The organism is Acinetobacter bereziniae LMG 1003 = CIP 70.12 (assembly GCF_000368925.1).
GTDB classification, from domain to species: Bacteria; Pseudomonadota; Gammaproteobacteria; order Pseudomonadales; family Moraxellaceae; genus Acinetobacter; species Acinetobacter bereziniae.
This window is the reverse complement of sequence record NZ_KB849755.1, coordinates 1,756,953-1,770,504: the sequence shown is the minus strand read 5'-3', so window position 1 is coordinate 1,770,504 and position 13,552 is coordinate 1,756,953. Positions and strand designations below refer to the sequence as shown.

The window sequence follows — 13,552 nt, the reverse complement described above, 5'->3', positions numbered from 1 at the left end:
TTACGAACTACTTATTTAGAATGACTAAATTTCGTATTTCGTGCCTAGAATCGCCTAAAAAACACACGTAGTCGCAAACATAGACGAATTGTCAACAGACCCTAACATCCAGATAAACAACACAATAGAATATAAAAAATAGGAAAAACGAGAATGGCATTTTCAAAAATATTGGTGGCGAATCGTGGTGAAATTGCTGTTCGCGTAATGAAAACAGCAAAAGCAATGGGCTATCAAACAGTCGCTGTGTATTCAGATGCAGATCGTCATGCACGGCATGTACAGCTTGCAGATGAAGCTGTCTATATCGGTGCGTCAAAGGTTTCAGCATCCTATCTTTCTATAGAGAATATTATCGAAGCATGTCAAAAAACAGGAGCAGATGCCGTACATCCCGGTTATGGTTTTCTTTCTGAAAATACTGACTTTGCCGCAGCGTGTGCTGAAAATAAGATTACTTTTATCGGACCGCCTGCTTCCGCGATTGAATTGATGGGAAGTAAACGACTTTCAAAGATTGCCATGATTCAGGCAGGTGTGCCTTGTGTGCCTGGCTATGAAGGTGATCAGCAAGATATTGAATACTTAGAACAGCAAGCCAATCAAATTGGCTATCCATTGATGGTCAAAGCATCCGCAGGGGGCGGTGGACGAGGCATGCGTCTGGTTCAACAATCAGCCGATATTGTCGAAGCCTTAAAAACAGCACGTTCTGAAGCTGAAAATGCATTTGGTTCAGGTGAGCTCATTCTTGAAAAAGCGGTGATCGCCCCCCGTCATGTTGAAATTCAGGTTTTTGGCGATACACATGGCAATTATGTCTATCTGTTTGAACGCGATTGTTCGATTCAACGCCGTCATCAAAAGGTGGTTGAGGAAGCACCTTGTCCAGTCATGACTGAAAACTTACGCCAACAAATGGGGGAGGCTGCTGTAGCCGCAGCAAAATCTTGTAATTATGTCGGGGCGGGAACAGTCGAATTTTTATTGGATCAATCGGGTGAATTTTACTTCTTGGAAATGAATACACGTTTGCAAGTTGAGCATCCTGTAACTGAGTTGATTACTGGACTAGATCTCGTGGAATGGCAACTCCGTGTTGCCAATGGAGAAATCCTACCACTTCAGCAATCTGAGTTGAGCTTAACAGGACATGCAATCGAAGTTCGTTTATATGCAGAAGATCCTCGTCAGGATTTTTTACCTCAAACGGGGCGAATATACCGTTGGCAAGCTGCGGAGCTGCCTCATGTACGCATTGATCATGGTTTGCTTGAGCAGGATGAAATTAGTCCTTTTTATGATCCAATGGTGGCGAAAGTCATTGCCTATGGTAAAACCAGACAAGATGCTATTCGGCTATTGGCGCGTGCTGTAGATGACTGTGTTCTTTTGGGAGTAAACAGCAATAAACAGTTTTTGGTAAATTTGCTTAGACATCCGATCATTGTCAAAGGTGATACCAACACGGCGTTTATTCAAGAGCATTTTCAAACGGATCCAAGTCTACATCCACAAACATTAGCTTTAGAGCATTTGGCTGTCGCAGCAGCACTATTCACCAATGCTGCCAGTCAAAGCAGTTGGAATACAGGTATTGCTTTATCTTTACCGTTGAAATTGAAACATGACGATCAGCACATACAGGTACTGGTAAAACGTGATCAAAACTTAGTGGGTGTTGAAATTTGTGGACAGACCTTTGACATCCACTTGATTGAGCAAAATGCACAACAACTGATTTATGAAACACATTCGGTACGTCGTTTAGTCGACTATGTCTTAGATGGAAATCGATTATATTTAGATGCCGTAAATGGCAATATTGCGGTTGAAAATGTTACTTATGCACCACCAGAAAGTACAGATATTGTTGGGGATGGTAAAATCCGTGCTCCAATGGATGGTGCAATCATCAATATTCTTGTCAATCCTGGAGATACTGTTTCTAAAGGGCAGACTTTATTGATTTTAGAAGCAATGAAAATACAACAGCAGATTAAATCTGATGTGGATGGTGTGGTTGAAGAGGTCGTGGGGCAGGTTGGGCAACAGGTGAAAAAACGACAGCTGGTTTTAAATATTCAGGCTTGAGCTGTTTTAGGTTGAATGATGTTGGTTTGATATAAAACTTCAATATCGTTGGATATTGGAGTTTTATTTTTGCAAAGTAATCTCTTTGTTGTTCTCTTGACAGCTTTTCAGTCTATTGCTATTTTTCGGCAATTCTTATCAACACACAATCCACATGCCCATTGATGATGGCTTTGTTTATCAGCCACCTTTAGACCCACTCGAAATTATTTTTGAAGATGATGATTTTGTCGCCATTCATAAACCTGCAGGTTTGTTATCTGTTCCTGGACGTTTAACTGAACATCATGACAGTGCTTACTTTCGAATATTAGCACTATATCCAAATGCCAAAATCACGCATCGTCTGGATATGGCAACTTCAGGCATTTTGCTTTTTGCTAAGCATCGTGATGCTGAAGTGGCAGCCAGTAAAATGTTTCAAGCAAGAACAGTCAAAAAGAATTATATTGCTTTGGTTCAAGGGGAAATCAATAGTAATGGTCAAGTTGATGTGCCACTCATTACTGATTGGGAGAATCGTCCCCGTCAGATTGTGCATTTTGAATTGGGAAAACCTGCACAAACTTTGTTTGAATCAGTAAGCTATGATGCTGAAAAGGATATCAGCCGAGTATTACTCACTCCGATTACAGGACGCTCACATCAATTACGCGTACATATGCAGTATATCGGACATCCGATTATCCGAGATAAGTTGTATCATCCTGAACCCTTCAATACTGATTTAAATCGTATGGCGCTACACGCAAGTTATTTATCATTTTTACAGCCGTTTACCAATCAGCTTGTGGAAATCGTCTCTAAGCCAGATTTTTAGCCACATTAAATTAACGTGAATTCGATGCGATTAAATATTCAAATTATTGAAAGATAATAAATTTATGTGGATTTTTTGTGGATTTTCATCCGATTTTGGATGAGGAGCGGAGCTCCGCAAGGGTTCGCCATACTTGTTTTGGCATGAGGAGCGAAGCTCCGTAAGCGCAACCATCAATATAGCTTCATTTCTCTTGATCAATAAAATGAAGGCGATCAATAGATTGTTTGATGATCTAAAGCTTGCACTGCCACGCTTTAGTGCTAAAGTTTAAATTCTTTTGCGTAAGCGATGCCTCACTTTTCAGAGATGAAAAGTGACAAAAATCTTTCGTTGAGCGAGGGGTACATCCTTTACCCCTGCTCAACATAGCGACATCCATGTCGCCTCACGATAGCAAGACCATCAATGATTCAAAAAGTACAAAATAAATGAATCATCCAAATCACTTGTATGAGTAATCAGGCGGTTTGACTGTATCACCTTTCATCAAGGATTTTTATCGAACTCAGGTTAAATTAAATTTGACTAAGCTCAAAAAATCAATGAAAAAGCCTGCAAAATTGCAGGCTTCTTTGATCTTATCGCGCGATTAAACTTGATTGTTTACATCATCATTTTTAGTTTCACGAATTGCCAAGAATGCCAAAAGCGAAAGAATAGATGCAGCTGTTAAGTAGTAACCAACAGCTTGTAAACCGTACTTGGTCGCAAGCTCTGTTGCGATTAAAGGAGCAAATGATGCACCTAGAATACCCGCCAAGTTAAAGGTTAATGCTGACCCTGTATAACGAACAGAAATCGGAAAGATTTCAGATAAAACAGTCCCAATCGGTCCATATGTCATGCCCATTAGTGCTAAACCTACACATAAGAACAAGAACACAATCACTGTACTACCTGACTCAAGCATACTTGCAAACACTAAACCAAACAGTGCTGAGGCAACACATACCCCGATTGAGGTTGCTCTACGTCCAAATTTCTCAGCAAATACAGCCGACAGTGGAATAAAGGCAGCAAAACAAAGGGTCGCAACAAGTTGCATTTCTAAGAATTGTGCACGAGAGTAACCCAGTTGTTTGGTTCCCCAGTTGAGCGCAAATACAGTGGTCAGATAGAACACAACGAAAGTACAAACCGCCGCAATTGTGCCAAGGAATAACATTTTATAATGTTTGGTCACAACTTCTTTAAACGGGACATTTACTTCTTTCTGCTTGTTCAATACTTTTTGGAAAGCAGGAGTTTCATGCAGTTTTAAACGAATATATAAACCGACAATCACCAATGCAGCACTTGCAAGAAATGGAATACGCCAGCCCCATTGCATAAAGTCTGCTTCAGACATCAATGCGCCAAGACCAAGAAAAGAACCTGTTGCAAGAATAAAACCAATCGGCGCACCTAGCTGTGGGAACATCCCATACCAAGCACGTTTGCCTTCAGGCGCATTTTCAGTAGCAAGTAATACAGCACCTGACCATTCACCACCCAGACCTAAACCTTGACCTAAACGGCAGAGAGCAAGTAACAGTGGAGCAGCAATACCAATTTGAGCATAAGTTGGAAGCAGACCAATACACACTGTTGAAATACCCATAGTCAACAAGGCTGCGACCAGTGTTGCTTTACGACCAATACGATCACCTAAGTGACCAAACACAGCAGCACCAATTGGACGTGCAATAAATGCAATGGCAAATGTCGCGAGTGATTGAATGGTTGCCGTCATCGGATCTGTACTTGCTGGAAAGAACAAGTGTGGAAAAATCAGGACTGCGGCAGTGGCATAGATATAAAAATCGAAGAACTCGATTGTTGTGCCGACAAGACTTGCGAAAAGAACGCGAGTTTTTGAATTTGTTTGAATTTCTGGAGTAGCAATAGTTGATGACGCCATGGTGAACCTTACACTTTTAAAAGTAAAACGAGTCTTTAAAGCGTAATCTTTTTAAAAAAGGCGTAATTTCTTAAAAAAACAACGAGATCAACTCAAATCCACTCCATCAGGGTCACTGAATTTTGAGTGTCTATGAATTAAATGACGTAAAGATAGATTGCAAGGAAATGTGATCCTGCACCGATCAGAACAAATATATGCCAAATAGCATGTGTGTATCTTACGCTTTTTAAGGCATAAAACAATGCGCCTATTGTATATGCTAAACCGCCAATGACCAATAATTTTAATGCTTCTGGTCGCAAAAACTGTTGCATATCATCCATAACAAGCACAGCAAGCCATCCCATAATTAAATAGGCAGCCAAGGAAATCTTTTCAAAACGATGGATGAATATTAACTTGAATAGTGTTCCAATAGCAGCAATCACCCAAAGTGCAATCAGTAAGTAATGAGCTTTAGCTGTTGGAATTGCAATGGCCAAAAATGGTGTATATGTTCCGGCGATTAAATAATAAATCGCCGTATGGTCAAGTTTTTTATACCAATGTCGCTTTTTTTCATCGACAGCAAAGTGGTAAATTGCTGAACTTGAGAATAATAGAATCATACTCAATCCATAAACAACTAACCCAAAAAATTGCCATCCGTGTAGATCATGTCCCTTAATCAGCATAAATACAGTCGCAATTGCAGCCAAAATGGCACCAAATGCATGACTCAAAGCATTGATGCGTTCTTCGTGTGCGGCATAAGTATGAATCATTTGATCATTCGACATTAGATTTTATGACCTTAAAAATACACTTGTATAGTAATGCAGTTTTACCTTTAAAGTAAGACGTTTTAAAATAGGTAACTTAATTAATACGAGTTTTGATCATGTCTGATGTCGCGAGTTTATCTGTGCAAGAACAACAGTTTTTTGATAGCGTACAGCAAGCTATTGATAATCAAAATTTAGATCGTTTAATTTTAAGTCAGTATAAAGGTGAATTGACTGATTTGGAGAAAATGACCTTTCGAGTCATCCAATTACAACAAGAGTCTGTTTTGAGTTGTTTATATCGTTATAAAACCAATGATATTACAAAAAACTATTCTTTATCCGATGCTTTAAGCACGATTCAACAGTTGGCAGAACAGTGTAAACAAGCCAATTTATTTACCGATGAAGCAGAGATACAGCTTAAAAAGAATAAGAAGAAAGCCTTACTCACAGTAAGCAAAAACAAAGCGGGCAAATCCCCTAAAACCGAACAGCAAGCACACGACCGTAGTAAACAGCGTTTTGTCGATCAACAGAGTTATTTCCTACAACCGCTTGGAATTACCGATGCCAATGCACAAGTGATTCCAAGCATGGCACGTAAATGGAAGCAGATTAATAAATTTATTGAAATTTTCTCAGGGGCATTGACCCAGATACTGCCACAAGAACTACGCGACCAGACACAATCTCAAGAACAGCCATTAAAGGTGGTAGATTTTGGTTCAGGCAAGGGGTATTTGACCTTTGCTTTGTATGATTATTTGACTAAACATCATCAAACTGCTGATGTGACGGGGGTAGAGCTGAATGATAAAATGGTGAAGTTCTGCCAAGATGTGGCAAAAGCCTCAGGTTTTGAGCAATTGGACTTTTTCCAAGGGGACGTAAGAACCTATCATCCTTCACATCTGGATGTGATGATTGCCCTACATGCCTGTGATGTTGCAACGGACTTTGCGATTCATACGGGGATTCGTTTAAATGCACAAATGATCATGTGCGCGCCATGCTGCCATAAAGAATTACGACCACAGTTGAAAAGCCCACAAGTTTTACAACCGATGTTGCAGTTTGGTATTCACGCTGGACAACAGGCAGAGATGTTAACAGATACGATTCGTGCTTTATTACTCAAAGCCTATGGCTATGAAACCAAAGTTTTTGAGTTTGTTGCTTTGGAACATACCAGTAAAAATAAAATGATTTTGGCAACGAAACGTAAAGATTTTGTTGAACCAGACCCTGCCGTTCTGGCACAGATTCAAGCCTTGAAAACCATGTATGGCATTCACAAACAATCCTTGGAATTGTTGTTAAATAATCAATGGGATCAACAAGATATTGGAGAAAAGTGCTGATTATAGCATAGCTGAGAAGTGGATTAATCTTGTACAGATTGAAACACCCGATACTTTGTATGGGCTAGGCGTAAGTTTATACGCTTAACCCATAGTGACCTGATATTTAGGTACAAGGAAATACCAAGATCAGGTCAAAGTTTACATGCTATTCTTGGTTGGTTTTATTGAGTTCAGCTTCTGTTTCACCTGCTGTTTTTTGAGCAACAGTATCAGGGAAATATTGTGGATTATCCATTTCTGGAATCAATTGTCCGTCTATCTTATGAATCAAGATACTGGTTGCGAATACTTCACGTGGTGCTTTATTGATGAGATCAGTTAAAAAGTCTGTACCTTTCGCAACGGATTTTGCTTCACTGTCTTTACTGTCTCGTACAGGCATTTGAATATTATCAAAATTAATGACCGGAACTTTACAGCTTAATGGAACTTGAAAATTGTCATTATTTTCAATGATCTTGCCGCTTTGTTGACAGCTTTTATATGCAGAGCCTTGCGCTTTTAAGTGACGTTCAAATGCAGGCGCAACAATTTTAAAGTCATCAGTATTGAACTGTTCTTTAAGAATCTCCTTCATTTGTTGAGATGCCGTTATTTGCTTTTCATCACTTTCATCACTGTTCTTTTTTGCTTCAGCTTCTGAAATACCTGCCATTGCCGCAGCCATTTTTATATTGAGTTGATCTTGGTGATCATCTTGAGAAAATAATCCGATCATACTTTGGGTGATAATCTTGACACGATCTAGATCGGATGCTTTAGCGTAAATACTTTGAGTGGAGAGTAAAATTGCGCTATAAAGAAATACTTTAAATTTTTGATTTAGAAACATAATTATTCTACAGGTTTGGTTAAGTAAGTGATAATGAATGCATTGTCAGCATACAGTAGCATAATTTGAAACAATCAATGATCAATTTATTGGATATTAGGATTTAACAAATGAGTCGATTTGAAATTCAATCAGGACCTTGGAGCCAACTTCAATACGATGCACAATTGATTCGTAGAAAGGTTTTTATTGAAGAACAAAATATCAGTGAAGTGGAAGAATGGGATGACCAAGATGCTGTTTCATTGCATTTTGTCATGTATGAACAGAATCAACCCATTGCAACTGCGCGGTTATTACAAAATGACAGTATTGGGCGCGTTGCGGTATTAAAAACATACCGTGGTGAAGGGATCGGTAAGCTGCTTATGCAATATATTATTGATGTTGCAAAACAGGAAGGTAGAACCGTACTTAAACTATCTGCGCAAGCCTATGCAACAAAATTTTATGAGAACTTGGGTTTTCAATTACAAGGTGAAGCATATTTGGATTGTGGAATCCCACATATCGATATGTACCAAAATTTAAAAAATAGTTGAAATCAAGCAAGAGAATATCATCATCAATGCTCAGTATAAAAACCCCGTTAATACAGTCACTCGTTTTAAGTCAAATCAATCAATGTCAGGTATGGCTAAAAATGGAGGCTTTACAACCTGCTGCTTCTTTTAAACAGCGAAGTATTAGTTATGCTTGTCAAAAATATTTTGAGCAAGGCGCTCAGCGATTTGTCAGCTCTTCAGGGGGAAATGCTGGTTTAGCGGTTGCTTATACAGGACGACAACTCGGTGTTCCTGTAACAGTCGTTGTTCCTGAGACTACAGCACAACGCGCTCGAGAATTGATTGCTCAACAAGGCGCTGAAGTGATTGTACATGGTGCTTCATGGGGTGAAGCGAATGCATTAGCACAGTCTTTATTAACACAAAACGATGTTTTTATTCACCCTTTTGATGACCCACTGTTATGGGAAGGTATAATCCCAATGATTGATGAAGTGATTGCTGAGGGGGTTATACCTGATGCCGTCGTTTTATCAGTTGGTGGTGGAAGCCTACTTTCCGGTGTGGTTGCTGGTTTAAATAAACATGGGCTAGGGCATGTTCCAGTTTATGCTGTTGAAACACAGGACACAGCATCTTTAAATGCATCAATGATGGCTAAGCAGCATATTGAGTTGGATTGTGTAAGCGGTATAGCGACCACTTTGGCTGCAAAAAAAGTCTGTCAAAATGCATTTGAACTGAGTCAACAATTTGATGTACACAGTCGAATTGTTTCAGATCAAGAGGCTGTCAATGCATGTCTAAAGTTTGTTGATGATCATCGTCTTTTGGTTGAACCCGCATGTGGCGCAACACTATCTGTACTTTATGATCAAAAAATTCAGTTTAAATTATCTGATCAGGTTTTGGTTATAGTCTGTGGTGGAGCAGGTATCACCTTAGAGACATTACAAGGATTTAATGGATAAACTGATTGAATCAGGCATAAACCTTAGATATTTTTTGAATGGAATATTTTGATTATTGAGTAGACGATAAAATGATACAAGCTGTATTATTTGATTTAGATCAAACACTTTTAGATCGAACTTCCTCACTTGTGCAATTTTTAAATTGGCAACTCAATACATTAACCCTTGTTCCACTGTCACAACAGCAAAACTTTATTCAACGTTTTATTGCTCTCGATGCGAATGGTGCTGTGTGGAAAGACAAAGTTTATGCACAACTCATTCAAGAGTTTCAGATTTCCAAATATACAACAGAAGATTTGCTCGCGAGTTATATTCAAGATTTCAACAAGTTTTGTGTAGCTTTTCAAAGTGTTGATTCGGTACTTGATCGATTGGTTAAGACTAATTTTTCGCTTGGGCTCATTTCTAATGGTCGGAGCCCATTTCAAGAGCGTAATTTTCAGGCATTAGGATTAGAGAAGCTTTTCTCTAGCATTATCGTTTCAGAAGCCGTTGGGTTAAGAAAGCCTGATCCCAAAATTTTCCTGTTGGCGTGTCACCAACTTGAACTTTTGCCTGAGCAATGTATTTTCGTGGGTGATAATGAAGTTGTTGATATTGTGGGAGCAAAATCTGTCGGTATGCAGACCATTTTATTTGATCCAGAACAAAAAGTAATATCGACACAAGCAGATCATCGTGTAAAGTATTTTCAAGACATACTTAGTATTTTAAAAATAAAATGAACAGATTATATAAGCATGGCATAGTACGACTTCAGGTTTTATTTTTATTTGGAGTCGTATTTCAATTCAGTGTATTTACACATGCCGAAACACAGCAATCAGCACCATTACCTTATGAGGTGCAGGTGGAAACAAAGCCAAAAATTTATGACCCAGCGACACAGTCGCGGATTCGAGTCTATCGAAAGGGTGCGACAAAAACTTTAATTCAACATTCATTTGATTGTGTAGGAAGAAAAGCTGGGATACGGGATTACTTAAGTGGAAATGGTGCATTATCTGCGCTAAAAGCGTACGCGAGAATCACCTTTAATATCGAAGAAGGGATGCCACGTAGTGCAATCCAGAAAGAAGCTGAAAGCAATGCGATGCGAACCTACCAACTGATTTCCTATAAAGAGTTTATTTTAAATGCAGATCAACCAGTGAATTTATATGGTTTTGTATTTGGAGCGACTGATTCATCTCGGACGAAAGCACAAGTGATTGATCAATGTGTGGATGCTGTTGCTTCTTTTAGACCTCAGGCTGGGCATGATTACGAAATTTTAGGTCAATATCAAAATAACCAATGCCAATTTCAAGTATTTGATCTCAAAACCAATGCTCAAATCTCAGTTTCTGACAAACTTTATACTTGCCCTGAAAAGTCATGGAAGTTTTGGAAAAAGGACCATTAGATGAAGTGTTTGATTCATATTTTTGGGTTGATGTTGACTGTGACTGTTCCTAATTTTACTTGGGCATCTTATGTCAACCACTGCTTATTGAGTGCTAAGGTCTTAGATGTTAAAACCCCAACAATAGCTAACGTTAACAATCAGCACCAAGATAAGCTTGTTAAAAGTCAATTATTCATCAACATAAAAGTGCTTAAAGCAGAAAAGCATGGAAGAGCTGATAGTGGATGTCAAACATTCGTCAATCAAACCATGAAAATAAAAATTGAACATCCACTTCCAGTGACTTTAAGAAAAGGTCAAATCATTGAGATAGAAAGTATCACCAAAGATGCATTTCCTCGTGAAGGGTATGACACAACATACTTGTTGAAGACAAACTAAACTAAAAAGACTTTATGCTTGTTTGGAAAATCTTTCCCAATCTTCGATGGCTTTGCGACCACAATCCAAGCCAACCTCATAGGTATATTGCAATTTTCGTTTATCCTTGCATAAACGACCAGCTAACATTTTATCGTCAGGTGGACAAACTTCTAAAATAACTTGCTGATTATTTTGAAGCATAAAGTCGACAGTTGCGTTGTAACGTTGGCAACGTTGCTTAAGACTATCTGAAAATCCAGCATATTGATTCATTAAATATTTGGCAAAAAATTGGTCTGCTTTGCTACTGGCTTTGAAATAACTTTGGGTTCGAGTACGTATAACCAATAAGTTTTTAATATTACTTTGCTGAGCTGCCCATTGCACTGGAAGAGCATCTGCGACACCACCATCAAAATAAGGTTCACCAAAAATCTCAACAGCTTTCCTTGTAAGATAGGGAATAGAGCTTGAGGCACGTAACCCCTCAATAATATTGTCTTTCCCTGCACGTAAATATTCGGCATGACCAGATCGAGCATGAGTCAAGACCATGTAAAAATCAGGATTTTGTGCAAACAGCGTGTTTTGATCTAAAGGGTTTTCCTTTTCAACAGTATCCCACATCCACTGCATATCTAATAAATCACCGCCTTTAAAGAAACGACCATAGCGGATAAATTCAGGACGCAGTGAATGGTCGAGGTATAGTTCAATATTGCGACCGTGTTGCTTGGCAAGATAATTAGCAAGATTGGTTGAACCTGATGAAACACCCACAAATAGATCAAATGGATTGAAGTTTTGTTGAAGAAAAGCATCGAGTACGCCACAGGTAAACGCGCCACGCATACCGCCCCCTTCTACAACAAGGGCATTACGTAAATTAGTCATCATTGGTTACTTAACGAGAAGATTCTGTATGGCTATCATTATGAGGCATATTTTTCATTTGTTGATCAGACATTTGCTTATCATGGTTTGAGTGTTCAGATTCTGTGTGTGCTGTTGTATGAGAGCTTACTTTGTTTTGTTGACTCGGCATGTAATCAGGTTCATTACTTACAGCCATATAGAAAAACAATAGGAAAAGACAACTAAAAATCGTAGCAAAAATAACAGCTTTCGATTTCCATAACGGTTTTTTGGGAGTTTTTATATCGTTCATAGGAAAATGCCTAATAGAATGAACTATAGCAATTATTTTATCTCAAAAATTCTATTGATAGTGTAGCTTGAAGAAGAAAGGCATAAAATAAATATGACTTTCTAGTTAGAGAAGAATTAAGAGTGATTAGCGTTAAGATTTAGCCTATGGTAGCTCAACTTTCCATCCTTCAAATCATATAAATTCCTATCATTTTTTTAACTCATTTCTCAATGTTTATAACATCAACATTTAAATTAAAGCTTAAAATATCAAAATAATAATGAGATTTAGTTTCTTTATTTTTATTTAACTTTTCAACAAATAATAAAAAAATGTATTTGAATTTAAGGACTTTAGTGTATGAAATTGTTTCTTTGAATAGAAAAAAAATGATTTTGATTTATAATAGGCTCAACTAAAAATGAATAAATTATTAAAATGAATAGCTTAGTAAATAGTATTTATAAAGTATTGGATCAGTTAGGATTAACCGCTCAAAAAAGAGCTTTGCATATTCAGTTCAGCAATCCTGATTTGACTGCCCAAGTGTTCTTGCAACGTATTGATGGACAACATGCCATCAATCAAGGCGTGTCTGTGGAACTGATCTGTCTTGCAACATCTGCAAATATTCCACTCAAACAGTTTATCGGTTGCCAAGCTGCAATCGACCAAGTCACCGACCGAGGACAACTGTTCCGTACCACAGGCATCATTACCGAAGCTGCACAGGGACAAAGTGATGGTGCACTGACGGTCTATAAGCTCAAACTTGAGGATGCGACATCACTGTGGCATAAACGCCGTAATAGCAGAGTGTTTATGAATAAGTCAGTGATACAAGTCATTGAAATACTTCATAAAGAATGGCAGCAAAGAAGTCCGCTGTTTGCTGCTAGTTTGAGTTTAGATAAAACTGGGCTGACCAAAGACTACGATGTTCGTCCATTGATTATACAGATGAACGAAAGCGACCACGATCTACTCACTCGTTTGATGAGAAGTGAAAATTTAAGCTGGTTGATTGATGAAGCAGAACTTAATGTTGCCAACATTTCAGCACCGATCCAAGCTCAAAAACTACGTTTAATTGATGACAACAGCCAATACACTGCGCTAGAACGCAGAAGCATCCGCTTTCACCGCAGCTCCGCGGTAGAACAGCAAGATACTATTACCACATTTACAGGTATACGTTCACTCCAACCGACTTCAGTACATATTCACCGTTGGCAAGCTGATATTCTTGAAACCGAAGAAGGTGCTGGCAATGTACAAAGCAGACATCAGCACAGTGACCAGTACGACAACGCCAGTCTAGGCTTAGAACAAGTATGGCACTTTAGCCCTGCATGGATACCTGAC

14 protein-coding genes are annotated in these 13,552 nt (G+C 38.6%); 9 read left to right on the top strand and 5 right to left on the bottom strand.

All coding sequences use genetic code 11. The annotated features are described in order from the left end of the window. The first annotated feature begins 153 nt into the window (after positions 1 to 153). Both F938_RS10070 and F938_RS10065 read left to right on the top strand, forming a co-directional pair. Complete coding sequence (locus tag F938_RS10070) at positions 154 to 2,094, top strand: acetyl/propionyl/methylcrotonyl-CoA carboxylase subunit alpha (protein ID WP_005031227.1); 1,941 nt, start codon at positions 154 to 156, stop codon at positions 2,092 to 2,094. Positions 2,095 to 2,248: 154 nt separating this feature from the next. Further along, the gene (locus tag F938_RS10065) at positions 2,249 to 2,914 is read left to right on the top strand and encodes an RluA family pseudouridine synthase (protein WP_005031226.1); all 666 of its coding nucleotides are present in this window, start codon (positions 2,249 to 2,251) and stop codon (positions 2,912 to 2,914) included. 592 nt (positions 2,915 to 3,506) lie between these two features. On the opposite strand, the gene F938_RS10060 is transcribed toward F938_RS10065, so the two are convergent. After that, on the bottom strand, positions 3,507 to 4,817 hold the full coding sequence (locus F938_RS10060; protein WP_004830329.1) for an MFS transporter: 1,311 nt from the start codon (positions 4,815 to 4,817) through the stop codon (positions 3,507 to 3,509). A 137-nt stretch (positions 4,818 to 4,954) separates the two neighbouring features. Beyond that, positions 4,955 to 5,599 (bottom strand): PAQR family membrane homeostasis protein TrhA, encoded by a 645-nt coding sequence (trhA, locus tag F938_RS10055; protein ID WP_005031225.1) that lies wholly within the window; start codon positions 5,597 to 5,599, stop codon positions 4,955 to 4,957. 101 nt (positions 5,600 to 5,700) lie between these two features. On the opposite strand from trhA, the gene F938_RS10050 reads away from it, so the two are divergent. After that, the gene (locus F938_RS10050) at positions 5,701 to 6,948 is read left to right on the top strand and encodes a class I SAM-dependent methyltransferase (RefSeq protein WP_005031224.1); all 1,248 of its coding nucleotides are present in this window, start codon (positions 5,701 to 5,703) and stop codon (positions 6,946 to 6,948) included. Between the two features lie 148 nt (positions 6,949 to 7,096). On the opposite strand, the gene F938_RS10045 is transcribed toward F938_RS10050, so the two are convergent. Beyond that, the gene (locus F938_RS10045) at positions 7,097 to 7,783 is read right to left on the bottom strand and encodes a hypothetical protein (RefSeq protein ID WP_005031223.1); all 687 of its coding nucleotides are present in this window, start codon (positions 7,781 to 7,783) and stop codon (positions 7,097 to 7,099) included. Between the two features lie 110 nt (positions 7,784 to 7,893). Between F938_RS10045 and F938_RS10040 the strand changes: the two genes are divergently transcribed. The 5 genes from F938_RS10040 (at position 7,894) to F938_RS10020 (ending at position 11,055) form a co-directional block, all read left to right on the top strand. Next, positions 7,894 to 8,325 (top strand): GNAT family N-acetyltransferase, encoded by a 432-nt coding sequence (locus tag F938_RS10040; RefSeq protein ID WP_005031222.1) that lies wholly within the window; start codon positions 7,894 to 7,896, stop codon positions 8,323 to 8,325. Positions 8,326 to 8,351: 26 nt separating this feature from the next. Beyond that, positions 8,352 to 9,260 (top strand): pyridoxal-phosphate dependent enzyme, encoded by a 909-nt coding sequence (locus F938_RS10035; protein ID WP_005031221.1) that lies wholly within the window; start codon positions 8,352 to 8,354, stop codon positions 9,258 to 9,260. A 71-nt stretch (positions 9,261 to 9,331) separates the two neighbouring features. Beyond that, positions 9,332 to 9,991: an HAD family hydrolase gene (locus F938_RS10030; protein WP_005031220.1), complete on the top strand. Its 660-nt coding sequence runs from the start codon at positions 9,332 to 9,334 to the stop codon at positions 9,989 to 9,991. Beyond that, the gene (locus F938_RS10025) at positions 9,988 to 10,671 is read left to right on the top strand and encodes a hypothetical protein (RefSeq protein ID WP_005031219.1); all 684 of its coding nucleotides are present in this window, start codon (positions 9,988 to 9,990) and stop codon (positions 10,669 to 10,671) included. The genes F938_RS10030 and F938_RS10025 overlap by 4 nt, the downstream gene beginning before the upstream one ends. Next, complete coding sequence (locus F938_RS10020) at positions 10,672 to 11,055, top strand: hypothetical protein (protein WP_005031218.1); 384 nt, start codon at positions 10,672 to 10,674, stop codon at positions 11,053 to 11,055. Between the two features lie 12 nt (positions 11,056 to 11,067). Here the strand turns inward: F938_RS10020 and F938_RS10015 are convergent, their stop codons facing one another. Together F938_RS10015 and F938_RS10010 are read right to left on the bottom strand one after the other, a co-directional pair. Further along, positions 11,068 to 11,934: a patatin-like phospholipase family protein gene (locus F938_RS10015; RefSeq protein WP_005031216.1), complete on the bottom strand. Its 867-nt coding sequence runs from the start codon at positions 11,932 to 11,934 to the stop codon at positions 11,068 to 11,070. Positions 11,935 to 11,941: 7 nt separating this feature from the next. Continuing rightward, positions 11,942 to 12,205 (bottom strand): hypothetical protein, encoded by a 264-nt coding sequence (locus F938_RS10010; RefSeq protein WP_004830319.1) that lies wholly within the window; start codon positions 12,203 to 12,205, stop codon positions 11,942 to 11,944. 420 nt (positions 12,206 to 12,625) lie between these two features. Between F938_RS10010 and F938_RS10005 the strand changes: the two genes are divergently transcribed. Beyond that, the coding region (locus F938_RS10005; RefSeq protein ID WP_005031214.1) for a phage late control D family protein at positions 12,626 to 13,552 on the top strand (927 nt) is incomplete at its 3' end.

Bases quoted from the DNA above. Each gene is read 5' to 3' on its own strand.
- F938_RS10070 (WP_005031227.1), top strand. From the start codon at position 154: ATGGCATTTTCAAAAATATTGGTGGCGAATCGTGGTGAAATTGCTGTT.
- F938_RS10065 (WP_005031226.1), top strand. From the start codon at position 2,249: ATGCCCATTGATGATGGCTTTGTTTATCAGCCACCTTTAGACCCACTC.
- F938_RS10060 (WP_004830329.1), bottom strand. From the start codon at position 4,817: ATGGCGTCATCAACTATTGCTACTCCAGAAATTCAAACAAATTCAAAA.
- trhA (WP_005031225.1), bottom strand. From the start codon at position 5,599: ATGTCGAATGATCAAATGATTCATACTTATGCCGCACACGAAGAACGC.
- F938_RS10050 (WP_005031224.1), top strand. From the start codon at position 5,701: ATGTCTGATGTCGCGAGTTTATCTGTGCAAGAACAACAGTTTTTTGAT.
- F938_RS10045 (WP_005031223.1), bottom strand. From the start codon at position 7,783: ATGTTTCTAAATCAAAAATTTAAAGTATTTCTTTATAGCGCAATTTTA.
- F938_RS10040 (WP_005031222.1), top strand. From the start codon at position 7,894: ATGAGTCGATTTGAAATTCAATCAGGACCTTGGAGCCAACTTCAATAC.
- F938_RS10035 (WP_005031221.1), top strand. From the start codon at position 8,352: ATGCTCAGTATAAAAACCCCGTTAATACAGTCACTCGTTTTAAGTCAA.
- F938_RS10030 (WP_005031220.1), top strand. From the start codon at position 9,332: ATGATACAAGCTGTATTATTTGATTTAGATCAAACACTTTTAGATCGA.
- F938_RS10025 (WP_005031219.1), top strand. From the start codon at position 9,988: ATGAACAGATTATATAAGCATGGCATAGTACGACTTCAGGTTTTATTT.
- F938_RS10020 (WP_005031218.1), top strand. From the start codon at position 10,672: ATGAAGTGTTTGATTCATATTTTTGGGTTGATGTTGACTGTGACTGTT.
- F938_RS10015 (WP_005031216.1), bottom strand. From the start codon at position 11,934: ATGATGACTAATTTACGTAATGCCCTTGTTGTAGAAGGGGGCGGTATG.
- F938_RS10010 (WP_004830319.1), bottom strand. From the start codon at position 12,205: ATGAACGATATAAAAACTCCCAAAAAACCGTTATGGAAATCGAAAGCT.